We start from the raw sequence: 20,884 nt of genomic DNA on the forward strand, positions 1-20,884 counted from the left end.
GCACCGCATGAGTACCAACAGTGCCTGAGTAATTAGCTTTGCGCAGGCGAGACTGTTTCTTTGCCCCGCCCTTCTCCTTCCACCAGTGAGAAAAGCCTGGTCAGTTTTATCGTTATCGAGATCGATCACTTCACCCATTTCCGGTATGAGCAGTTTTATGTCCTGGCCCTCACTCGCCGCGACAATTCGCTCGTAGGATTCGTCCCAATTGTGATCGGCGAGAGAAAAACGCCCCGACACATCACCAGCCCCCCACCCGATGATGACCGTCAGGAGTACCCAGCGGCTCCCGCTCGGGACTTTCCCCTCCGGCGCCCCCGCGTCGTCTTGCACGAAGTGCGTTGTACTGCTTGCCCGAAACACCAAACTCTGCCAACAGGTCAACGAGTGGAAGCTTTACCTCTTCGACGGTTCTCACCAGGTTGAGGTAGACCTCCCGTTCAAGGAGCTTGGCTGTCTCTCTTGCCACCAAATCAGGTGTCTGAAATTTTTTCACGCCCCCCGGTCTATCGCTTAGAACAGTATTCGTTCACAACAACTAAATTCTAATACTTTTTTTGCACCATAGTCCACCAGCGAACAGCACCAAAGCCGGCGGAAGCTGTAATAACAACCCTTGGCGATCTTACTGAGCCTGTCGGGCGAACCGGGATAGGCGACGGCCACAACGGATGTGATGCCGTGCGGTCAATGGACGAGAATCCCAGGAGGTCCCCTTCATAGATCGCATTCAGAACGGTAACGACCGCCTGCTGTACGATCTTGTCCTCCAAAAAGGCAATGCCCAGCGGGCGCTGCCTGCCGTCGGCTTTGGGGGTATAGACGCGCCGCGACGGCGTTGCCCGATAGGCTCCACTGTGAAGCCTTCCATGCAAATCGGTTACCAAACATCCATCGTCGACTCCATCTCAGCTCATCGCAAAGACGAACCTGGCCTGAGCAAACGCACGCTGGATGCAAAGTTCACCGCAGCCAATCGCATACTCAAAAAAAACACGTGAGGGGAGTCATTGCACTGCAATCCCTTTGATTGCAGTGCAATGACTCCCCCACTTTTCTACTATTCAATTCAGGTCACTTCCCAGCATGCGCCAATTGACGCCAGGAGTGACCACCATGTCCAGCCAATCCTCACTCATCGTTGAAGCACCTCAACCGCAGGTCGAACGTCACATCATGCGGCGTGACGAGGTAGAGCGGAAAACCGGATTCAAACGTGCGCACATTTACAACCTGATGAAGGACGGAAAATTCCCTCAAGCCAAACGCATTGGACTGCGCGCTGTCGGTTGGGACTCGCTGGAAATCGAGAAGTGGGTCGCTGAGCGCTTAGGCCAGCAGGCCTGATGTGATGCGTGTGGTATCGGTGGTTTCCACTAAAGGTGGAGTAGGCAAAACCACAGTAGTCGCCAATCTCGGTGGTCTACTGGCGGATGCTGGCCTGCGCGTCCTGTTGCTCGATCTCGATAGCCAACCCACCCTCTCCAGCTATTACGCCTTAAGTCAGAAAGCTGGTGCTGGTGCATACCAGCTCATTGCACTCAACTTAACAGCGCCAGCGCAGATTGTTTCCAGGACAGTGATTGCGGGGCTCGACCTGATCCTCTCCAACGACGATCAAGGCCAACTGAGTTCATTGCTGCTGCACGCCCCTGACGGGCGATTACGGCTGCGCAATTTGCTCGACAGTTTCCGCCCCCGTTATGACCTGCTTTTGATCGACACCCAAGGCGCGCGCAGCGTGCTGCTGGAGATGGCCATCCTGGCTTCCGATCTCGCCCTTTCTCCCATCACGCCGGAAATGCTCGCCGCCCGCGAACTGCGCCGCGGCACTTTGAGGCTGTTCAGTGAGCTCGAACCATTCCGTCACCTGGGCATTACACCGCCACCGTTGCGACTGCTACTGAACCAGGTGAACGCCATTCGAATAGACTCCCAAATGATCATCCGTGGTCTGCGCGAGACATTCGCTGGGGCTACCAGCATTTCAGTTCTAGACACCGTAATTCCAGACCGAGTGGCGTATCTCAATGCCGCCTCCCTTGGCCTGCCGGTCCACCGAATCGAGACTCGCCAGTCACGTGAACGACGCTCGCCATCAGCGCTGGAAACCATGCAAGCGCTGGCCATCGAGTTGTTTCCGGAATGGCGCGAAGCGGTCTCTACGGTAAGCAGATACGCGGAGGTTCGATGAGACGAATCGATAAGCCCGCATTTCTCGCCAAGTCATTTTGTTTGTTCGACCTTGAGGCCAACTGTGTTTGGTAAGGAGTCTTTTGATGTTGGACCAGTTTCCCATCATCGTTCAGCCATCCATTCGACCACACCACCCACCTTGCGAGGAGTACTGCACCGTGGTCTTTCGTCTGCAGGGCGGGCGCTCGGCCATGGATTGGTTCCTTGCAGAACTTTCTCAACATTTCGAAGGTTCGGGACTGCCGAGATCGTCAAGTTCGAGGTCGGTGACCATTTGCGTAATCGGCGTTAACTGAGGCGGTTCAAATGAAGAAGCTCAGTCAGGAGGAGATCACCGACAAGCTGCACCAGGACCACTTCCCTCGGGGTCCAGAAGTGGACCGGCTGTCCGATCCAGTCATCGACACACCTATGCTGGTCACGCTGGAGCAGTTGCGGCCCTACGAACACAACCCGCGTTTCATCCGTAATCCGCTTTACGACGATATCAAGGCCTCGATCCGTGAACGCGGGCTGGATCAACCGCCACCGATTACCCGCCGCCCAGGAGAAACCTCTTTCATCATCCGCAACGGCGGTAATACTCGCTTGGCGATTCTCGGCGAGCTGTGGCAGGAAACCCGCGACGAGCGCTACTTCCGCATTCACTGCCTGTTCCGACCTTGGACTAATGAAGTAAGCGCCCTACTCGGCCATCTGGCTGAAAGCGATCTGCACGGTCAACTCACCTTCATCGAACGGGCTCTGGCGGTAGCCAAACTCAAAGCCATGCTCGAAGCAGGTGGGGCTGTGCTCTCGCAACGGGAGCTGGCACGACGTCTTGCCTCTGGTGGCTATCCCATTTCGCAGTCGCACATCAGCCGGATGCTGGACACCCTCGAACACTTGCTACCCGCCATTCCACAAACCCTGTATGCCGGATTGGGTAAGCCCCAGATCGAACGCCTGATCGGTCTGCGTAGTCAGGCAGAACGAACCTGGAACCGTTATCCAACAGTCACCGTTACGTTTACCGAGTTTTGGTTCGACACCCTGGGTTACTTCGATACCGACCCTGAGTCCTTCGATCTGGAGCAAATCCAGGATGAACTGCTCGAACGCATGAGCCACTTGCTCGGACAGTCATACCGTATGTTGGCTTTGGAGCTGAGCGATACCCAACGGGTCATCCCGACGTCAGGGGTTGTCGTCACCACGCCCTCGGAGAACAGCCATCTGCCGAGTGTTGATGAAGCCGCGGCCGGACCTCCCTCCTCAGAGCCCCGTCCCAAATCAACTGAGACCAGGACGCAGACCGAAACAGCGCGAGAGGAACTGCTCACATCTCCCGAAACGAATGTCCTATCTGCGGTCAGCCCTCCGTCGCGTGTTCAACAGATTCGCGAACAGATCGAGCGCGACACTGCCACCGAAGCAGCACCGACCGACGAGGGCTGCGCGATCGACGACATCTGGACCATTGCACCGGCACTGGATACCCCCGAACAACTGCGCTTAGCCATTGCTGGACTGGCGCGGGAAATGGCGGCCTATGCCGGACATCCCGAGAGCATCATCGATCAACAGCATGGCTTGGGCTTCGCCCTGAATATCGAGCGACTTAATCTTGCAGCGCCACGCGCGACCGGCGTTCACCTGCTGCTCCTGGCCCTACTGCGTGCTCAAGACGACGTGAACTGGGAGGATCGCAAACAACTGCCCTCAGCCCTGTTCGGCCAGCTGTTGTTAGGGGTCTATCAACTCCCTCTGCCAGATCGCCCGGTCATGGACGTGGGACTGGAGCGACTGCCCGACCGTCTGTTACTCAAACTGTATCGGCTGATCCGTTTGGCCCGTCGCCTGATCGACTTAACGCTTACCCCTGAAGACAACTCACCGAAGGAGCTGCCATGAACCTGTCCTTCAATGTGCTCAACCAGGCCATGCTGACCCAGGTGCTGCATGAGCTGCGCCTGGGTAACCTGCAGCGCTGCAAGGCTCTCGGACTGAGTGAGGATGACATCTTCTTGCTGCAATCGTTACCACCCACCACCCTGTCGCGCCTGGCCCATACCACCATCCTCTGGGTTGAGGTCAAGATTGACTCGCCAGTGCTGCATCGGTTGATCGAGCAAGCCGAACGCGACGAGCAGAACGAGCGCTTGATCAACCGAGCGCTCAAGCTCGGTGCCAGCAGCACCATCATGTATCAGTGCTTCGGCTTGGCGCATTCGGAAACTGCCCTGCGCCGGCGTTTACTCAAGATAGAAACTCGTAAGGGCCGCCCTCAACATTTGAGCGAAGCGCAGGAGCATGCGCTCTGGCAGCGTTGGTGCCAGCTACGCACTCGGGACGGTACCGAGGATCGGCTCGACGCCATGATGATGCTGGCCGAAGAACAACAGATCAGCTTGACCATCGTCTGGCAGCAGATCGATCAGTACAGCAATGGAACATGAGCACTGCCCCTTCCAATCGCTGGCAACGTGTCCTGCAGCAATGCACCCAGCAGCTGAATGAACGCTGGCCCGCACGCCCCACCACTGAACATCCCTCCAACCAGGCCCTGCAGGCGGGCTTTCTGTTCAGTGGCCAGTCTCATGAAGTCGTGCCACGTCGGCTGCTGTTGGATAGTCGGTTGACGCCGTTGGAACGTAATGCATGGCAAGTGTTTCGACTCATGCTGCAAGGCCAGGGCGTAGTCACACCGCGCTATGAGGATTTGCAGCCTTACCTATCGAGCGTGCCCTACGGTGCGTCAGCCTCGCGTGAAACCATTGCTCGCATCTTGACGATGCTTAGGCTGACGCGCTGGCTCAGCTTGGTGAGTCGCGGCCGCGATCAGCTCAGCGGACGTCTTCAAGGCTCTCTATACGTCCTGCACGATGAGCCGTTAACCCCCGCCGAAGCCATGGAACTGGATCAGGATTACCTGGAGCTGGTCGGGCATGCCCTCGGTCATGCGACTAAGGCTGTGCGCATTGTTGCTCAGCACGTTGTGGAGGAAATCCGCCGGGACACGAATATTGATCGGGATAGGTTACCGACGCGGCTCGACAGCTGGGTCGAACATTGGACGCAGCAAGAATTGGATCAGGCAACCGATGCCACTGTGCACGATTCCGAGCTGGGGGAAGATCACCTCGTTCGGAATCGTGCAGGCCCTCGTTCGGATTCCGAATTGGGCCGGAAAGCCAGTATTTGCGGCACCGTTCGGAATCCGAACACCGCCTGTACTGTATTAAAAGAAAGTACTTGTACTGTACCGCGCGCGACCCCGACGGTGGATAACCTGCACTGGCCCGATCCGCTGCACCTGAGTCCAAGCGAGCGTCAGGCCGTCGCCGTGGCGCTTAACAAGCTCAAACCAGCGGATCGTCAGGCGGTGCTCAACGAAGCGGGTGCACGCTGTATGGCAGGAGGTATCCGCAAGCCAGCGGCCTATCTGATGGGCCTGATCCAGCGCGCACTGAAAGGCGACTTTCGGCCTTGGGCAGGTCAGACAGAGCCCACACCCGTTGCAGAACCGGCCCCAACGGCACCCTCACGATCATCCCGAAAACAGGGCGAACCTGCATCCGCTCTCGCCCAACTGTGCCTGAGTGAGCTGCGCCAACTGCGCGGCAAACGCGCTGGACCTCAGTAGATTTGATGCCAGTGGCATCAAATCTACTGAGGTCCAATGTGAGATCGCAAAGGGCCAAACCTACGCAATCCGACCTCCATGGCCATGGATGGAAGATGCTACTGACGTCACTCGCGAACGTCTCGCAGTTAACCCTCTCCCACCAAACCGAACATACCGCATTCAGCTTTTAGGCTGCCCTTAACCCTCATCTGTCGCAACGTTCCCGTCCATGCCTATGCGAGGACAACACCGTGGCCGATCACTACCAACTCAACCTGGGTTCATTGCGCAGCAGCATCACCCTGACCCTGCATACCCACCACGCCGCCCGTATCTGGCAAGGTCGGACCGCACGCGAAGGCGTCCACTCGATCATGGGCATGGCCGGCTACATCAGTGTCACCAACCAGATCAAACAAACCGCGGCCCTGGATGATCCCTATGCCGACTGGGCCATCGTGCAACTTGAAGAAAAATTGATGCAAGCCAAGGCTGGGATGCTGGAACTGAACCAACAGCTGGATCGGATCAGACAGGACCTGCCTACACAGATCGACATGAGCGACAACCTCAACATCCACCCCGTCACCTTGCCGTTATACATCGGCAGCCAACTCGGCTTTCTGGCTGTTTACCTGCTGACGGATTACGACACGCTGGTGCGCAGTACCCTGTTGGCTCATCACACCGCATTGATTGGCCGCAGGGACATGGAAGCCTGGATCGATGATGGTGCCCATCTGCTGCGCAGCCTCTTCGGTCAGGCGCAGCGCTATCGGCATGCCGGCGTCACGCGTGATGACATGGCGGCGAATAATGCTCGCGCCTTTGCGGCGATCGAAAAATTGGGGCTGCCCCCGCTGGACATCCTTGAGGGTCATCGCCGCTCCCAGTTCGCGCCACCGATCATTCGTCGTAGTGCTGTGCCCGTGGATAACGCCGACGTGCTGGCAGAGGTAGCGAGAGAGCCATCTGCGACAGTGAACGGGCCGGGGGACGAAGCATGAACCCCACAAGCTCAGCTCAACCAATGCCCTTCGAAGCACTGACACAAGCTGCCTATCGGCAGCTCGAACACGCTGCCTCCCTAAAAGGCCTTTTAAAGCCTTTTAAGGGTAAGGGGGAGTTGGAGCACCTGGCGCAGGTGGCGAGGGAAATCGAGGCGCAGTTATGTCAGCTGATGGAGGCTGTGATACGGCAGGCCGAACAGCCCCCGTACTCACTGCTAGATATTCGCTTGGTGCTGCAGAACACCAGCGCTGGCAGCACCTTTTTGCGTTGGCGCACCCGTGACTTCGCCCGTATGGGGGTTACGGTCTGGGAACGCCAGATCCGCAACAAAACCCTGCCGCAGGTCGTGCGCGAGGGATTGCACCATTTCGAATGCGATCGCATTGCACTGAACCTGCAGATGAGCGTGGTCCATTCACTCTACCGCCAGGCCACGACCTGTGCGATTAAAATGGCCAGTGCCGAACAGCTACTGCGCCAGTTCACAACCGTAGTGGAGGTATCAGGATGAGTACTTTTTTTGTTGGCGAAGGCAATATCGGCAGTGCGCCAGAGTTCCAGGAATTTCCATCAGGCAATGACGAGCCACGGCGGTTGCTACGGCTGAACGTGTACTTCGACAACCCCGTGCCACGCGAGGGCAGCTATGAAGATCGAGGCGGCTATTGGGCGCCGGTTGAACTCTGGCACCGCGAGGCTGAACACTGGAGCACGCTGTACCAGAAAGGCATGCGCGTGCTAGTCGAAGGTCGTACAGTGCGCGATGAGTGGGAGGACAACGAAGACAATGCGCGGGTGACTTTCAAGATTGAGGCACGTCGAGTCGGCATCCTGCCTCACCGGGTGCACAGCGTGGTCATGCGGGAACGCTCCACTGAACAAACGGCATCTGCGAAACACATCGGGCAAAATACAGAGCAAACCAGCCCACCTGCGTCAAAACCCAGAAAGCGCAGAGGTCAGCCACCTACGGCCTGACAGACTTCAGGCATAAAAATTGCGCCTTTGCGCGAAGTTGCTGAGACGTTTTTACTCTCTGCTCGTGAACATGCAAACTGTCGTCGGGCTGCGACGGGGTACAACCTCGTCCCATTCCTGGTTGTCTTGACTGACTAATATGAGGATCCTTGATTCAGGTTTCTCATATCCCTCACCTGCTATTTCAACAACGCTGCTCCGAACTCAATCCGGAGCAGTTCTATGCGCCTCTTCCTCTGCGAGAAGCCTTCCCAGGGTCGGGACATCGCCAAGGTACTCGGGGCCAATCGGCGTGGGGATGGTTGCCTGATCGGATCCAAGACGACCGTTACCTGGTGTATCGGTCATCTTCTGGAGACGGCCCCACCTGAAGCCTATGGCATTCAGTACAAGAGCTGGTCCTTGGATCATCTACCGATCATTCCCGAGCAGTGGCAAGTCGAGGTCAAACGCAAAACTGCGGCACAATTCAAAGTCATCAAACGCCTGCTCAGTGAAGCCGCCACCGTCGTCATCGCGACCGACGCCGACCGCGAAGGTGAAATGATTGCCCGCGAGTTATTGGAGCTCTGCAAGTATCGAGGCCCCGTCCAGCGTCTCTGGCTATCCGCACTCAACGAGACCTCGATTCGCAAAGCATTGTCGTCGCTGAAGTCCGGCCAGGAGACCTTTGCGCTCTATCACTCAGCCCTCGCCCGCAGCCGTGCTGACTGGCTGATCGGTATGAATCTCAGCCGCTTGTTCACCCTCCTCGGACGTCGGGCGGGCTACGACGGCGTATTGTCGGTTGGACGCGTCCAGACACCCACATTACGTCTGGTGGTCGATCGGGATCGCGCGATTGCCAGCTTCGTCTCGGTACCCTACTGGGACGTGGATGTGCACCTGTCCTCAATGGGGCAACCATTCATCGCCTCGTGGCAACCACCAAGCTCCGGGCGTGATGAGGCAGGTCGTTGCCTGCAGCAGGCGTTTGCCCGTCAGGCGGCCGAATCAATCTCTAGCTGTAAGACCGCCACAGTACTCTCGCTGCAGACTGAGCATTTCCGCGAAGCGCCGCCCCTGCCCTTCGACCTGAGCACACTGCAAGAAGTCTGTTCACGCAAGCTGGGGCTCGGCGCTCAGGAAACTCTGAACATCGCCCAGGCCCTGTATGAAACTCACAAAGCCACTAGCTATCCGCGTAGCGATTGCCGTTATTTGCCAGAGAGTATGTTCAACGAGGTACTCACTGTATTTGACGCTCTACTCAAAACGGATCCCGCGCTGCGGCCCGCATTCGAAAGACTCGATCGATCACTGCACTCCCGCGTCTGGAACGATGCCAAGGTCACCGCGCACCACGGCATCATCCCCACCAGCGAGCCAGCGAACCTGGCGCGGATGTCCGAACAAGAACGCCAAGTCTACGAACTGATTCGTAGCCACTACCTCGCGCAGTTTCTTTCACCGCATGAGTTTGATCGAACCCAGGTCGAACTGGAGTGCGGTGCCGAGCGTCTGACCGCTGTTGGCAAACAGATCCTGGTCCAAGGCTGGAAAGGCTTGCTCTCCGACAACCCCGAAGACGATGAACCTAGTCAAAAGTCCCAGGTGTTGCCCGTCCTACAACAGGGTGCACAGTGTGCAGTGGACGACGTCGAACTCAAGTCCATGCACCCTGCAGCTCCCAAACCGCTCACCGAAGGCGAACTGATCAAGGCGATGAAAAACGTCGCCAAGCTGGTCAACGACCCACGCCTGAAACAGAAACTTCGAGATACCACCGGTATCGGCACCGAAGCCACGCGAGCCGGCATCATCAAGGGGTTGATTGATCGCGGTTACTTGCTGAAGAAAAAACGTGCATTAACGGCCTCCGCAGCGGCCCATACCCTGATCGAAGCGGTACCCGCAGCAGTCGCAGATCCGGGTATGACAGCGATCTGGGAGCAAGCTCTGGATGAAATCGAAGCGGGACGCCTGACCCTGGATGCATTCGTTGCCAAGCAGGCGCACTGGATTACGCAGCTGATCGCAAACTGCGGAGCGCTTACCTTGTCGGTACCGGTCGAAGCCGGGCCTGTCTGCCCCATTTGCAACGCATCAATGCTCAGGCGGAAGGGAAAATCAGGACCGTTCTGGTCATGCGCCCACTACCCGGACTGCAAAGGTACTCTGCCGATCAGCAAAGGTAGGCGACACCCATGACACACCATTGGTGATCACCAAAATCTTGGAGTGGATGTACAGGGTCAGTGCGTCATCAAGGGAGGCTGATCTTTCTCCAAGTCCATTAGCGGTTGTCCGATTTCACGGGCCAAAGCGATGCCTGTCGCGATCCATATCTGCCCCAGTTCGTTGTACGCTTTCAGGTGAGCAGGATCTTCGTTGAGCCAATGAACAAGGCTGTCGAAATGTTCGGGGTTATCAGGGCAATCATGGATCTTGATGAACAGCTCCAGTGTTCGATCCCAGATCAGGTCCATGACGTTCTCGCCCTGTTCATCCATGCTCAACCTTTCCTCCGTTTGGCCCTATCAGACCGCTCATTCTCACTGGTCACTTCGGGCTCCGATTCCTGGAGGAATAGAAGTCACGTCGCGATACACAGCTATTTCAGTCAATATATCAACCTTACAAGTCGATACTCAACCGTTAAGGATGTTCATGTCAATGGGTCTTTGCTCAACCATTCGGGTTGAATTGGAGAACTCATCACTTGGCACATAAACATCCAACCCAGGCCCAAATCGGGCGCATGATCGCGAAGCACCGGACCGAACGTAATCTGACCCAGGAAGAGGTGGCTGAACGCTTGGGGATTGGCAGCGAAGCTATTTCGCGCCTGGAGCGAGGTGTGGTGGAGCTTTCCGTGGTCAAGTTGATGCAGCTGGCAGACATTTTCGACTGCAGGATGGATGAACTGCTGACGGAGTCGAGCAATCGTCCCAATGACCAGGGCCAGATGATCGCCGGTCTGCTAAGTGGACTGAAGGAAAGTGACCGCGCCTTCATTTTGGCCACCGTCGAACAATTAGCTGCCCACCTCGGCAGTAAGTAATCTCTTTTATCGCGATCAACGTAGCGTCTTATGAAGGAGCGCTCACTGGCTTGACGTCGTATTGCCCGCTCTGCTGTAGTAGCTTCGGATCACCGCCAACGGCGACCCAAGACCGATTCGCTCCGGGCAGCTCGGTCGAACTCTTAGAGTTCGGAGCCTTCTCTTCTGCGGAATTTCATTCCTGATTTGGCTCGACCTGATCACGGTGGCGGATGACCACTGTTGCCTCTGCCAGGCAATAGCGGTCATCCGCTTCTGCGATCGTATTCAGTCCCGGAGCCCACCGGGGAAACACTGGGCACCCTTTGTGCGCGGATGCGTGCCAGCAGCTTCCGACCCAGGCCACGACAAGGGTCGGTTGGCGAATCATCGCGCAGTTAAACCAAGTTTTGCGAGGAGCTTGTCGACTGCGTAGGACCGCCAAAGGTGGCTTTTCTCTTCCTCGCCTGGCACCCCGCCAGGCCCGCTCTTCACTTTCTTAAGTCCAGTGACTACCACTGTATTCTGGCCATAAAAAATCGGGTTGCAGCGTCTTGACGCTCCCCTGTGACAGGCTTATACAAAGGGCGTGGTTCGCTGTCGTTGACAGCCCAGCCCAGGTAGCTTGAACCTTCAAGGCTACGCCACGTTCGTGGTGGTTTACCCAAGTGCGATCAGCGTTCGGAAGCTCGCGCGGTTACCGCTTCAGCGGTGATGAATGCCCACTACCTATGCTTGCAGATCACCATCGCAGACGTTGCTCTGCTGCACCGCTATTCCCCGGACGCATCGTTCTGATCGTCATCGGCTTGCCGGTGGCGAGTCGTTTATCGCTTGCCTTCACCTTACCCACCCTGACGGGGGCTCATTTCCCCGTCAGGGGCTGTGCGTCGCCGTTTTCCCATGAAATAGGAGAACCACCATGGCCCACGCCAACCAATCCCAAGAAGCGACCACTTACTTCAATCTGCACACCGTCGGTATCGGCTACCTCAACCGTGTCCGCGAAGTACAAGTCCGTCGCGGCCAGCCGTTCATGGCCTGCGATATCGCGGCTCTGCACGGCGCCACTGATGCAGTCGAGTACACCCGCTTCGACTGCAAAGTCGCTGGCGGCGAAGCTGAACGCTTGATACGTCTCTATATGGACGCCGTCAAAGCTGAGAAAAAGGTCTTGCTGTCGTTCCGTATCGGCGACCTGTGGATCGATCCATTTCTCTATGAGAAAGGCGATAAACAAGGTCAACCTGGCGCCAGCCTAAAAGGTCGTCTGCTATTCATCGACTGGATTAAGGTCAACGGCATATTCGAATACAAAGCGCCCGCCAGGCAGGAAGCAACAGCACCTGCTGAGCCAGCGCCAAACAGTGAGCCTTCCCCAACATCGGCTGATGCCGAAGCTGAGGATATCGACAACCCACCAGAGTCCAGGGCTGAACCTGAATCTGCACCCGCTCCCCGCACGGCCCGCCGTGTCGCCACGCGTGCTGCTCAGTCCGCCTGAACAGTCCACGGTGTTTTTACATCAAGGCGCTCAATCGAGCGCCTTTCTTTCAATCCGCACAGGAGAACCCACATGGAATCCTTCTGGCTTTGCGACGACTGCCTGTTCGCTGCGGCTTACGAGGACTACAGCACGATGCCCATCAGTGCCGACTTCGATCCCGAAACTGGCCGGGGAATAAGAACCTTCTCCCCATTGCCCTGTGACGGTTGTGACTCTCCTCTACACGGACAACGCCACCGATTCACTCGGCTGTAAACAGCGCGTCAACGGCACATAGCCGCGACTCTATATCCACCTTGGGGACATAACTCCCCTCGGGTGTGTACCCCCTGACTGCTCCCTTCGGAGGTACCCCATGAGCACCCAACTCACCCTGATTGAAGCCTCGGATGTCGAGGCTGATCGTATCTTCCAAGAAAACCAGGTGATCGACGAAGCACTGCATATTCTGGATCGTCGACTGTTCGCCCGCGGCCCTAACCTGACCTCGCCTGACGCCGTAGCCTCATACCTAAAACTGCATCTTGCCCCACAAGAGCATGAAGTCTTCGGTGTGATTTTTCTCGATGCCAGGCACCGAGTGCTGACATTCGAGATTCTCTTTCACGGCAGCATCGATGGCGCCTGTGTTTACCCCCGCCAAGTCGTCAAGCGTTCCCTAGCGCATAACGCTGCGGCCACCATTTTTGTTCACAACCACCCCTCGGGTTGTACGGAGCCCAGCCAGGCAGATCGCGTCTTGACCGCACGGTTGAAAGAGGCCTTGGCCTTGATTGAGGTTCACGTACTGGATCACTTCATCGTGGGCGAAGGCCGTCCTCTCTCCCTTGCCGAATATGGCTGGCTTTAACCCTCACAGGCGCCTTCGGGCGCCTTGTTCATTTTCATCCTGGAGAACCCTCATGAACCCCGTCCCCCAAGCCCCTGCCCTTCTGGTGGCCTCAAATCCATTTGCTCGCGGTTACGACAACCTGCATATCGAACGGCTGCTACTGATCACCTACGAAAACGACTGCCCTCCCTGCTTTCGACCCGTGCACGACTCACAGGCCCATCTGTCCGAGGATGAACTACAACTGTTCCCCTGCCTGTTCAATGACGATTTCGCCTTGATCAGCGAAGATCAATCCATTCCGGATGAGTTGGATGAACGCTGCCAGTCCACCGGACTGGTGCGCCAAGTGATCTACGCCGTGATGGGCGAAATGTTCAACGAGCAGCATCACGTCGGCGATCTGTACTCCCTGGAAGAAGCCCAAGCCATGGTCCATCGCTTGCGCTTCGAAACGGGACACTACAGTCGAGCCTGGGAGATCAGTACCGCACACCTTCCTGAAGAAGCGATGTTCTATCTGGAAGGGTGGGTCAGTCACTCCGCTCCGAGGCAAACCGGTCTTTTGTTCGAACTTTTCGCGTTGCCAGATTGCTGCGGCATCGGTTGCAAGTTGATCGGTACACCATGGACGGACGAGAACTTGCTGAACATTGAGGGCAAACGTTATTCAAGCTTAAGACAAGAGCAACTCGACGCCGGCACACCGGAAGCCCTGGTCACGGTGTTATACCTGGCGGCATTGGCGGATGTGCGATTGTTGATCTTCGACCCCGACGCTACCGTCTTGGATGGGCTCGCCATTTTCGATGAGTAACAACGCGTTCGGCTTTAACACGACCCGCCTTGAATCAACTTTCTCACTGAATGGCTCCTTTATCCATGTCAGGTTCTGCACTGAATCTGACATGAGGTTTTTCCATGGAGCGCATTTTAACGCCTATTTGCCTGCTGGGTTTGTTGAGTGCCTGCACTGCGCAAACCCCCACCCCGATGCAGCCCCATTCAGAAATCGACAGTGGCTCCAATCAGGCCCAGCACTCGGGGGGCACAGCCGAAGAAAGCCATCCGGCAGAACTTCGTTATGGCCGTTATACGCTGGTCAGCACCGAGCCCACCACGGAACAACGCGATCTTCTCGCCCAAATCATCGACGTGAGTATCCCATCCAACCTGAATCCTTCGGTGCAGGATGCGTTGCAGTACCTATTGCAGCGCTCGGGCTATTCGCTGTGTCCCGATACCGCAGCGGTGAAAGTGCTTTTTACTCGGCCCCTGCCCGCGGCCCATTACCGGCTGGGTCCAATCCCCTTGCGCAGCGCACTACAAGTGCTGGCTGGGCCCGCCTGGCAACTCACGACCGATGAAGTCAGCCGTTCGGTCTGCTTCGAACAGCAGAAAACGGAGGCCGGCGTCGCGCGGGCCACACCAAGCTCATCCCATCAGGTGGAGGCACGTCCATGAAAGCCTCGACGTTTCAAACCCTCATTATTGGATTGCTTTGCCTGGCCGCCGCCGGGCTGAGTGGTGGATTGTATAACCAGTATCAGCGCGCGGCGGAACTACAGAGCACGAACACGCAATACCGACAAACCCTGGACACCCTGCAAAGTGATTCAAGCGCCCTCAAGGATGCCCAGGAAAAACTGCAGTACGCGCTGAAAGACCTGAAGCAGATGGTCGATACCGGGGAGCAACAGGCCAACACCCTCGATCCCATGCTGGATCAATGGGCGCAAGAGATACAGGAACTGCGCGATGGTCTGGCAGCCCGCGCCACCGAGGCAGACCTGACAGCGCTGCGCGCACGCCTAGAACAGGTCGAGCAGCGACTCCTGAACCTCAGGACAGAGCCATTCCCTCCATCGCCGACGCCTTCTGCGACCAAACCGAAAAAGACCGCTCGCCCCAAACCCACCCCGCTCTCGCCACCGTTTTCAGTATTGAGTGTTGAGTCCCGCGGTGGTGAGCGCTTTCTGGCGGTCGCACCTCATGACAGTCGCTCGCTCACGGATATCCGGCTGCTACATAGCGGTGAGCAGCAAGGGGCTTGGCGCCTGAAAATGCTGGAGCTGAACTCAGCCATCTTCGCGGTGGCCGCTCAGCCAGATCAGACCGTGCACCTCCCTTGAGAAGTGATCATGAATAGAGCGCTACTGTCCGCCGTTGTCTGTCTCGCTTCGCTACTGGCCATGGGCGCTGCGGTGGGCAACCCTGTCACGACACAGTCACGGACCCAGGACACGCAGTCTGCTCCACTGGGGCGCTCTGACTCCGAACAGGCTGCGAACTGGGGTCTGACGAAGCAGGAGTGGACGCGCTTCGAACAGATCCAAGCCGGCCCGCGCGGTTTCTGGAGCCCGAACCTTGATCCGTTGACCACACTCGGGGTTGAGGCGGAGACCGATCAAGAGCGCCAGCGCTATGCCGAATTACAGGTAGCGCTGGAAGCCAAACGCGCTGAGCGAGAGTTGGCCTACCAAAACGCTTACACGGCGGCCTGGGCCAAGCTGTTTCCCGGGCTGCTGCCGATCCAGGGCATGGCATCCCCGTCCCCTGCCAGCTCAGCGGTCGTGCCGCGTCAAGCCTTGTTTGTGGAGGACCAATGCCCTGCATGCACCGCTGAAGCACAACGTTTGCAAAACAGTAACACGACGTTCGATATCTACTTGGTGGGCAGCCAAGGCGAGGATGAACGCGTCCGTAGCTGGGCTCGGCAAGCGGACATCGATCCGGCCAAGGTTCAACGCCGGCAGATCACCCTGAACCATGACCGTGGTCGCTGGTTCAGCCTGGGGGCTCCGGAGCCATTGCCCGCCACATTTCAACAGGTGAACGGACAATGGCAACGCCTCGACTGAGTGGTATTGCGCTCATGCTGACGGTGCTCGCAGTCCAGGCTGAAGGACTTCCGCCTCCGGCCTATCAACTGGCGGCGAATGACGCCGGCATCCCATCTACGGTGTTGTTCGCGATTGCCCTACAGGAGAGTGGTATCCGCGTTCGTGGTCGACTGCTGCCCTGGCCTTGGACCCTGAACATCGCCGGAACACCCTACCGCTTCGCCACTCGCCAGGCCGCCTGTAACGCCTTGCTTCAGGCCCTCGCCCGACATAACGCCAAGCGGGTCGATGCCGGTCTCGGGCAAACCAACCTGGGTTACCACGGACAACGTTTTTCCAGTCCCTGCGAAGCCCTCGATCCCTATCGCAATCTCGTCGTGACTGCCGCTCTGTTGCGGGAGCATCACGCCGCCACCGGTGATTGGGTATCAGCTGCGGGACGCTATCACCGCCCGGCGGGAGGAATGCCGGCTGCACGTTACCGCGAAGCTTTCTCCCGGCAACTCGGACGACTGCTAGTTTCCTTCGAAAAGAGCACATCACAATGAAGCAAATCCCCATTACCGTTTATTTCACCCTGCTCTTGGGTGCTTTCGTCCAGTCGGAATTGTCCGTTGCAGAAGACCAGTCTAGCGACTTCACCCGCCCCCATTTTCAAGTTTCCAAGCCGCCAATAAACAACCAGATCAAGCCTGATCGGGCCATGCATGCGGACCTGTCCACGTTTGCCGATGAAGCCTGGATACTGCCCATACGCAGCTCTCACTTGAGCCCCGGCCAAATCACGTCTCGCACTCTGAACATGCCGGGCTTGCGGCCTTTTTTCCTAATCGGCGAGGATCCCCAATCACTGTCTTGGTTGCGGCAACGTGCGGCTGAACTGCAGGAAGTGGGCGCGGCTGGCCTCGCCGTCGAAGTAACCAATACTGAAGCCCTAGCCCGGATTCGAGCAGCCGCTCCGGGCATCACCATCCTACCCGTCAATGGCAACGACATCGCCACCCGCCTGCAGATTGAGCACTACCCCGTCTTGATCACCGCCACCTCATTGGAACAGTGAGTCGGGGCATGGCCGAGCATGCGATGGAGTCTAAGCTCAGGCCAGCGGTGGAGTTGTACACCGTCGCGATCTGTATCGCCGCCGCAGTACTATGCGTGCACTCGCCTTGGGCTGTGGCGCTGTCCCCCGAGATCGGGCTGGTTGCAGCGTTGGCCTATACCCTATTCGGCCTTCTCCGGCTGCGGCAAGCCTGGGAAGTGTTGCGCTATCGACGCAATATTCGCCGGCTGCCCCGCTACGAGCTGACCAGTCGGCAGATTCCGGTCAGCCGCAAGCGTCTGTTCATGGGCCGAGGCTTTCGCTGGACCCGCCTGCACACCCAACGTTTGGTTGAGGCCCAGGATCCGGCGGTCGCCCACTATGTCGAGCAACCGACCCGTTACCGTCTGGCCCGAGGACTCGAACGCCGCCTGGAACATGCACCGTTTCCAATCTCGATACTGGCCCGTGTCACGGCCTGGGACAGTGCCTTCAATCCGGTGCGCCCTTTGCCCCCAGTCGGTGGCTCGCCGCTGTTGCATGGGGTCGAGCCCGACGAAACGGAAGTCAGTTTGCCGCTGGGCGAACGGGTCGGTCACACCCTAGTGCTCGGCACTACCCGTGTCGGCAAGACGCGACTCGCCGAGGTGTACATCACCCAGGACATTCATCGCATCGAACATGAGGTGGTCATCGTCTTCGATCCGAAGGGCGATGCCGACCTGCTCAAACGGATGTACGTTGAAGCCAAACGGGCCGGTCGAGATAAGGAGTTTTATGTTTTCCATCTAGGCTGGCCGGAGATCTCCGCTCGATACAATGCGGTGGGACGCTTCGGGCGTATCTCGGAAGTGGCGTCACGCATCGCCGGGCAGCTCAGCGGCGAAGGTAACTCCGCAGCCTTTCGCGAGTTTGCCTGGCGTTTCGTCAACATCATCGCCCGTGCCTTGATCGAGTTAGGCCGGCGTCCGGACTACCTGCAGATCCAACGGCATGTGGTCAACATCGACGCACTGTTCATCGAGTACGCCCAGCAGTTTTTCGCCAAGACCGACCCGAAGGCGTGGGAGGTGATCGTTCAGCTTGAAGGCAAGCTCACCGAGAAGAACATCCCCCGGCATATGATCGGGCGCGAAAAGCGTGTGGTGGCCATCGAGCAGTACCTGGCGGTGAAGCGGGTATTTGATCCGGTAATGGACGGACTGCGTTCGGCGGTACGATATGACCGTACTTACTTCGACAAAATCGTTGCCTCGCTACTGCCGCTGCTGGAGAAACTCACCACCGGCAAGACAGCCCAGTTACTGGCTCCCAACTACACCGATTTAGATGACCCGCGGCCAATCTTCGACTGGATGCAGATCATCCGAAAACGTGGCATCGTCTATGTCGGCCTGGATGCACTGACCGACGCCGAGGTGGCCGCCGCTGTGGGCAACTCCATGTTCGCCGATCTGGTCTCGGTCGCCGGACACATCTACAAACACGGCATCGACCATGGCCTGCCCCAATCGGGTAACAACAGTGACAAGTTGCCGATCAACCTCCACGCCGACGAGTTCAATGAGTTGATGGGTGATGAATTCATCCCGCTGATCAACAAGGGCGGCGGCGCCGGCATCCAGGTGACGGCCTACACCCAGACCCTCAGCGATATCGAAGCGCGAATCGGCAACCGGGCCAAGGCCGGCCAGGTCATCGGTAACTTCAACACCTTGCAGATGCTGCGGGTCCGCGAGACCGCCACTGCCGAACTACTCACCCAGCAGTTGCCCAAGGTTAACGTGCTGACCAAGACCCTGGTCTCCGGCGCCACCGACACCTCCGATCCTGAGGCCAACACGGACTTCACCTCGTCCTCACAGGACCGTGTCAGCAGCACCACTGTGCCGCTGATCGAGCCTGCTCACATCGTCAGTTTGCCCAAGGGGCAAATGTTCTCCTTCCAGGCCGGTGGGCAGCTCTGGAAGGTCCGCATGCCGTTGCCAAAACCCTCCAACGACGACGCCATGCCCAAGGATCTGCAGGAACTCACCCAGCGAATGCGGGCCACCTACAGCGAGCGAGCGGGGCAATGGTGGAGCGCCAGCGGTGGCGGCCCAACAATCAACTTCGATTTAGGTCAGGTGCGGTAGCCCTACTCTGACTAGGTTTCGATTAAGCAAACACACATTCGGAAGGCGTCGGGACGGCATCAACTCTGCGGCGCGCAATGGAGTGAACGATGGCGACTTCCACACAAAACACGCCGCCACAACCGGTCCAACATCCAGGGCTAATTGTCTCAACGATTAGTCTGATGCTGCGCATCATTGGTTTGCTGGTGGCCTCGTTGCTGTTTTCGATCCTCATCGAATTCGTCGGTCTGCTGCTCTTCTGGGGAGATCAAGGTTGGTTGCATAGTCAGGCCATGCTGACCAGCGAACTGGGCTGGCTCAGCGAGCACTTCAAATCGTCCCTCTTCCTCAAACAACCCGGGCAAACAATCGCTCAGTTGTTGGATTTCCTCAATCAGTGGCTGCTGGTCAAGACCGGCGTTGCGGATTTTGCCCAGCAAGCGCGTGTGTCGAGCCAGGGCAACGGCGTCTGGAGCTGGATCAATCAACTCTACGTGAGCATTGAGAGTTTTGTACTGGCGGCGGTGTATGTGATCTTTACCTTCGTCGTGCGCCTAACCATTCTGGTGCTGGCCACACCATTGTTTCTGCTGGCCACGCTCACCGGTTTTGTCGATGGCTTGATGCGCCGCGACCTGCGCAAATTTGGAGCAGCTCGAGAAAGCAGTTTCGTTTATCACCGAGCTAAACGGGCAGTGATGCCACTGCTGATCGTGCCTTGGATCATTTACCTGTCCCTACCCTTTTCGCTCAATCCTATGGTCGTATTTTTGCCTTGTGCTGTAATGCTTGGCATCACAGTAGAAATCACGGCAGCTACATTTAAGAAATATCTCTGACTCTGAAAATTATATTTTCTCTTTATATATCCCTTGGTGTCAGGATCGTTATTCAGCGACTCCAGAACTGGCACAGCGCACGTGTTGACCTGCCCGTATTCGACTTCGACTCCCACTTCGAGCAGAGCGGTGAATGAAAGGCAAACTTTCACAGTTTGGGGATATGCCTCAAAATTAGAGCAGAAGTGGGACCAAGATTCGCATTCGGGACTCAGCATCTTCACCAACAAAAAAGGGCCCTTGCAGAGCCCTAGTAGTCAAACCGTTCTTACTGAGTACGCCACGACTCGACAACGTCCGCGCCAAACTCAATTTTCCATTCTTTCAACTGCCGATGGTTTCCTCCCTTGGTTTCGATCCGCTCACCAGAGTTCGGATTTTTGTAAATTTTTACATCGCGAGCTTTACGGGCTGCCTTTACAGGCGCTGCTATTGGTGTCGAGGTACGACGGCCAGCCTCTGGATCCAGGATGCTAAGGATGTTCTTCAAGCTGAAGCCATACTCGCCAAGCAACGCACGCAATTTGCTCTCAAATTCCATTTCTTTTTTCAGGCCAGAATCACTTTTCATCGACTCAAGCTCGGCGAGCTGTTCGGCCAGTTGTTGCTCAAGCTTACGAAATTCAGCCAAACGAGACATGTGAAGCTTCCTTCAGGTTGGGGAAATGAGGAATGAACATTCCAATGCTAAGCGATGATTAGCTCTTCGTCACCCATGCTGCCTTCAAGCACGAGCTAATCCGCTCATTAACGCATGAACAACACATTTTTATTGGGGTAGGAGTGCTGTCTGAGCTTTCTTTATCGCCAAATCGATTGCTGATGTATGTGTGAGTAATTTTCTTCCGCTTCCCCCAAAAAAGCGATCCATCCCACCTCGCGTTTACTACTGA

Annotated in this window: 23 protein-coding genes and 2 pseudogenes; 22 read left to right on the forward strand and 3 right to left on the reverse strand. The window is 57.1% G+C overall.

Translation table 11 applies throughout. The features are described 5' to 3' along the window. Nucleotides 1-695: 695 nt before the first annotated feature. Nucleotides 696-884: pseudogene (locus QU606_RS24795) on the reverse strand (group II intron reverse transcriptase/maturase); the annotation flags it as partial. 232 nt (nt 885-1,116) lie between these two features. Between QU606_RS24795 and QU606_RS24800 the strand changes: the two are divergent. From QU606_RS24800 to QU606_RS24840, 10 genes and pseudogenes are all read left to right on the forward strand, one after another. Beyond that, nucleotides 1,117-1,347: an AlpA family transcriptional regulator gene (locus QU606_RS24800; protein WP_304997706.1), complete on the forward strand. Its 231-nt coding sequence runs from the start codon at nt 1,117-1,119 to the stop codon at nt 1,345-1,347. Between the two features lie 4 nt (nt 1,348-1,351). Beyond that, a complete protein-coding gene (locus QU606_RS24805; RefSeq protein WP_304997707.1) occupies nt 1,352-2,194 on the forward strand; it encodes a ParA family protein in 843 nt (280 codons plus the stop codon). An 85-nt stretch (nt 2,195-2,279) separates the two neighbouring features. Next, a pseudogene (locus tag QU606_RS33100) lies at nt 2,280-2,488 on the forward strand (hypothetical protein). A gap of 14 nt (nt 2,489-2,502) precedes the next feature. Next, on the forward strand, nt 2,503-4,089 hold the full coding sequence (locus QU606_RS24810) for a ParB family protein (protein ID WP_304997708.1): 1,587 nt from the start codon (nt 2,503-2,505) through the stop codon (nt 4,087-4,089). After that, nucleotides 4,086-4,634, forward strand: a complete 549-nt coding sequence (locus QU606_RS24815; protein ID WP_304997709.1) for a DUF2857 domain-containing protein — start codon at nt 4,086-4,088, stop codon at nt 4,632-4,634. Before QU606_RS24810 ends, QU606_RS24815 begins: the two co-directional genes overlap by 4 nt. Beyond that, complete coding sequence (locus tag QU606_RS24820) at nt 4,631-5,821, forward strand: STY4528 family pathogenicity island replication protein (protein ID WP_304997710.1); 1,191 nt, start codon at nt 4,631-4,633, stop codon at nt 5,819-5,821. The genes QU606_RS24815 and QU606_RS24820 overlap by 4 nt, the downstream gene beginning before the upstream one ends. Nucleotides 5,822-6,054: 233 nt before the next feature. Beyond that, nucleotides 6,055-6,810 (forward strand): PFL_4669 family integrating conjugative element protein, encoded by a 756-nt coding sequence (locus QU606_RS24825; protein ID WP_304997711.1) that lies wholly within the window; start codon nt 6,055-6,057, stop codon nt 6,808-6,810. After that, the gene (locus tag QU606_RS24830) at nt 6,807-7,325 is read left to right on the forward strand and encodes a DUF3158 family protein (protein ID WP_304997712.1); all 519 of its coding nucleotides are present in this window, start codon (nt 6,807-6,809) and stop codon (nt 7,323-7,325) included. The genes QU606_RS24825 and QU606_RS24830 overlap by 4 nt, the downstream gene beginning before the upstream one ends. After that, nucleotides 7,322-7,792, forward strand: a complete 471-nt coding sequence (locus QU606_RS24835) for a single-stranded DNA-binding protein (RefSeq protein WP_304997713.1) — start codon at nt 7,322-7,324, stop codon at nt 7,790-7,792. Before QU606_RS24830 ends, QU606_RS24835 begins: the two co-directional genes overlap by 4 nt. 222 nt (nt 7,793-8,014) lie before the next feature. Beyond that, nucleotides 8,015-9,982 carry a DNA topoisomerase III gene (locus QU606_RS24840; RefSeq protein WP_304997714.1) on the forward strand — a complete coding sequence of 656 codons (1,968 nt, stop codon included), beginning with the start codon at nt 8,015-8,017 and terminating at the stop codon, nt 9,980-9,982. 44 nt (nt 9,983-10,026) lie between these two features. Here the strand turns inward: QU606_RS24840 and QU606_RS24845 are convergent, their stop codons facing one another. Beyond that, the gene (locus QU606_RS24845; protein WP_304997715.1) at nt 10,027-10,284 is read right to left on the reverse strand and encodes a hypothetical protein; all 258 of its coding nucleotides are present in this window, start codon (nt 10,282-10,284) and stop codon (nt 10,027-10,029) included. Between the two features lie 209 nt (nt 10,285-10,493). Between QU606_RS24845 and QU606_RS24850 the strand changes: the two genes are divergently transcribed. The 12 genes from QU606_RS24850 to QU606_RS24905 all read left to right on the forward strand — a co-directional run bounded on the left by QU606_RS24850 (nt 10,494) and on the right by QU606_RS24905 (nt 19,991). Further along, nucleotides 10,494-10,835 carry a helix-turn-helix domain-containing protein gene (locus QU606_RS24850; protein WP_154973979.1) on the forward strand — a complete coding sequence of 114 codons (342 nt, stop codon included), beginning with the start codon at nt 10,494-10,496 and terminating at the stop codon, nt 10,833-10,835. A 901-nt stretch (nt 10,836-11,736) separates the two neighbouring features. Next, complete coding sequence (locus QU606_RS24855) at nt 11,737-12,318, forward strand: STY4534 family ICE replication protein (RefSeq protein WP_304997716.1); 582 nt, start codon at nt 11,737-11,739, stop codon at nt 12,316-12,318. Nucleotides 12,319-12,390: 72 nt separating this feature from the next. Beyond that, nucleotides 12,391-12,576 (forward strand): hypothetical protein, encoded by a 186-nt coding sequence (locus QU606_RS24860; protein ID WP_304997717.1) that lies wholly within the window; start codon nt 12,391-12,393, stop codon nt 12,574-12,576. A 100-nt stretch (nt 12,577-12,676) separates the two neighbouring features. Then, nucleotides 12,677-13,171 (forward strand): DNA repair protein RadC, encoded by a 495-nt coding sequence (radC, locus tag QU606_RS24865; protein WP_304997718.1) that lies wholly within the window; start codon nt 12,677-12,679, stop codon nt 13,169-13,171. 52 nt (nt 13,172-13,223) lie between these two features. Beyond that, nucleotides 13,224-13,970, forward strand: coding sequence for an ABC transporter substrate-binding protein (locus QU606_RS24870; RefSeq protein ID WP_304997719.1), 747 nt, complete (start codon nt 13,224-13,226; stop codon nt 13,968-13,970). Between the two features lie 104 nt (nt 13,971-14,074). Then, nucleotides 14,075-14,617 (forward strand): PilL N-terminal domain-containing protein, encoded by a 543-nt coding sequence (locus QU606_RS24875; protein ID WP_304997720.1) that lies wholly within the window; start codon nt 14,075-14,077, stop codon nt 14,615-14,617. Further along, nucleotides 14,614-15,285, forward strand: a complete 672-nt coding sequence (locus tag QU606_RS24880) for a chemotaxis protein (protein ID WP_304997721.1) — start codon at nt 14,614-14,616, stop codon at nt 15,283-15,285. The genes QU606_RS24875 and QU606_RS24880 overlap by 4 nt, the downstream gene beginning before the upstream one ends. A gap of 9 nt (nt 15,286-15,294) precedes the next feature. Next, nucleotides 15,295-16,014, forward strand: a complete 720-nt coding sequence (locus QU606_RS24885; RefSeq protein WP_304997722.1) for a TIGR03759 family integrating conjugative element protein — start codon at nt 15,295-15,297, stop codon at nt 16,012-16,014. Then, nucleotides 15,996-16,544 carry a lytic transglycosylase gene (locus tag QU606_RS24890; RefSeq protein WP_304997723.1) on the forward strand — a complete coding sequence of 183 codons (549 nt, stop codon included), beginning with the start codon at nt 15,996-15,998 and terminating at the stop codon, nt 16,542-16,544. The genes QU606_RS24885 and QU606_RS24890 overlap by 19 nt, the downstream gene beginning before the upstream one ends. Next, on the forward strand, nt 16,541-17,056 hold the full coding sequence (locus tag QU606_RS24895; protein ID WP_304997724.1) for an integrating conjugative element protein: 516 nt from the start codon (nt 16,541-16,543) through the stop codon (nt 17,054-17,056). Before QU606_RS24890 ends, QU606_RS24895 begins: the two co-directional genes overlap by 4 nt. A gap of 8 nt (nt 17,057-17,064) precedes the next feature. Next, a complete protein-coding gene (gene traD / locus QU606_RS24900) occupies nt 17,065-19,170 on the forward strand; it encodes a type IV conjugative transfer system coupling protein TraD (RefSeq protein WP_304997725.1) in 2,106 nt (701 codons plus the stop codon). A gap of 89 nt (nt 19,171-19,259) precedes the next feature. Beyond that, nucleotides 19,260-19,991: a TIGR03747 family integrating conjugative element membrane protein gene (locus tag QU606_RS24905; protein ID WP_304997726.1), complete on the forward strand. Its 732-nt coding sequence runs from the start codon at nt 19,260-19,262 to the stop codon at nt 19,989-19,991. Between the two features lie 268 nt (nt 19,992-20,259). On the opposite strand, the gene QU606_RS24910 is transcribed toward QU606_RS24905, so the two are convergent. After that, nucleotides 20,260-20,631: a histone-like nucleoid-structuring protein, MvaT/MvaU family gene (locus tag QU606_RS24910; RefSeq protein ID WP_304997727.1), complete on the reverse strand. Its 372-nt coding sequence runs from the start codon at nt 20,629-20,631 to the stop codon at nt 20,260-20,262. Nucleotides 20,632-20,884 lie beyond the last annotated feature (253 nt).

The sequence above is a fragment of the Pseudomonas sp. OVF7 genome (assembly GCF_030644265.1).
GTDB classification, from domain to species: domain Bacteria; phylum Pseudomonadota; class Gammaproteobacteria; order Pseudomonadales; family Pseudomonadaceae; genus Aquipseudomonas; species Aquipseudomonas gorinensis.

Excerpts from the sequence above, each read along its gene's own strand:
- QU606_RS24800 (WP_304997706.1), top strand. The coding sequence starts at position 1,117 with ATGTCCAGCCAATCCTCACTCATCGTTGAAGCACCTCAACCGCAGGTC.
- QU606_RS24805 (WP_304997707.1), top strand. The coding sequence starts at position 1,352 with ATGCGTGTGGTATCGGTGGTTTCCACTAAAGGTGGAGTAGGCAAAACC.
- QU606_RS24810 (WP_304997708.1), top strand. The coding sequence starts at position 2,503 with ATGAAGAAGCTCAGTCAGGAGGAGATCACCGACAAGCTGCACCAGGAC.
- QU606_RS24815 (WP_304997709.1), top strand. The coding sequence starts at position 4,086 with ATGAACCTGTCCTTCAATGTGCTCAACCAGGCCATGCTGACCCAGGTG.
- QU606_RS24820 (WP_304997710.1), top strand. The coding sequence starts at position 4,631 with ATGAGCACTGCCCCTTCCAATCGCTGGCAACGTGTCCTGCAGCAATGC.
- QU606_RS24830 (WP_304997712.1), top strand. The coding sequence starts at position 6,807 with ATGAACCCCACAAGCTCAGCTCAACCAATGCCCTTCGAAGCACTGACA.
- QU606_RS24835 (WP_304997713.1), top strand. The coding sequence starts at position 7,322 with ATGAGTACTTTTTTTGTTGGCGAAGGCAATATCGGCAGTGCGCCAGAG.
- QU606_RS24840 (WP_304997714.1), top strand. The coding sequence starts at position 8,015 with ATGCGCCTCTTCCTCTGCGAGAAGCCTTCCCAGGGTCGGGACATCGCC.
- QU606_RS24845 (WP_304997715.1), bottom strand. The coding sequence starts at position 10,284 with ATGGATGAACAGGGCGAGAACGTCATGGACCTGATCTGGGATCGAACA.
- QU606_RS24855 (WP_304997716.1), top strand. The coding sequence starts at position 11,737 with ATGGCCCACGCCAACCAATCCCAAGAAGCGACCACTTACTTCAATCTG.
- QU606_RS24860 (WP_304997717.1), top strand. The coding sequence starts at position 12,391 with ATGGAATCCTTCTGGCTTTGCGACGACTGCCTGTTCGCTGCGGCTTAC.
- radC (WP_304997718.1), top strand. The coding sequence starts at position 12,677 with ATGAGCACCCAACTCACCCTGATTGAAGCCTCGGATGTCGAGGCTGAT.
- QU606_RS24870 (WP_304997719.1), top strand. The coding sequence starts at position 13,224 with ATGAACCCCGTCCCCCAAGCCCCTGCCCTTCTGGTGGCCTCAAATCCA.
- QU606_RS24875 (WP_304997720.1), top strand. The coding sequence starts at position 14,075 with ATGGAGCGCATTTTAACGCCTATTTGCCTGCTGGGTTTGTTGAGTGCC.
- QU606_RS24880 (WP_304997721.1), top strand. The coding sequence starts at position 14,614 with ATGAAAGCCTCGACGTTTCAAACCCTCATTATTGGATTGCTTTGCCTG.
- QU606_RS24885 (WP_304997722.1), top strand. The coding sequence starts at position 15,295 with ATGAATAGAGCGCTACTGTCCGCCGTTGTCTGTCTCGCTTCGCTACTG.
- QU606_RS24890 (WP_304997723.1), top strand. The coding sequence starts at position 15,996 with ATGGCAACGCCTCGACTGAGTGGTATTGCGCTCATGCTGACGGTGCTC.
- QU606_RS24895 (WP_304997724.1), top strand. The coding sequence starts at position 16,541 with ATGAAGCAAATCCCCATTACCGTTTATTTCACCCTGCTCTTGGGTGCT.
- traD (WP_304997725.1), top strand. The coding sequence starts at position 17,065 with ATGGCCGAGCATGCGATGGAGTCTAAGCTCAGGCCAGCGGTGGAGTTG.
- QU606_RS24905 (WP_304997726.1), top strand. The coding sequence starts at position 19,260 with ATGGCGACTTCCACACAAAACACGCCGCCACAACCGGTCCAACATCCA.
- QU606_RS24910 (WP_304997727.1), bottom strand. The coding sequence starts at position 20,631 with ATGTCTCGTTTGGCTGAATTTCGTAAGCTTGAGCAACAACTGGCCGAA.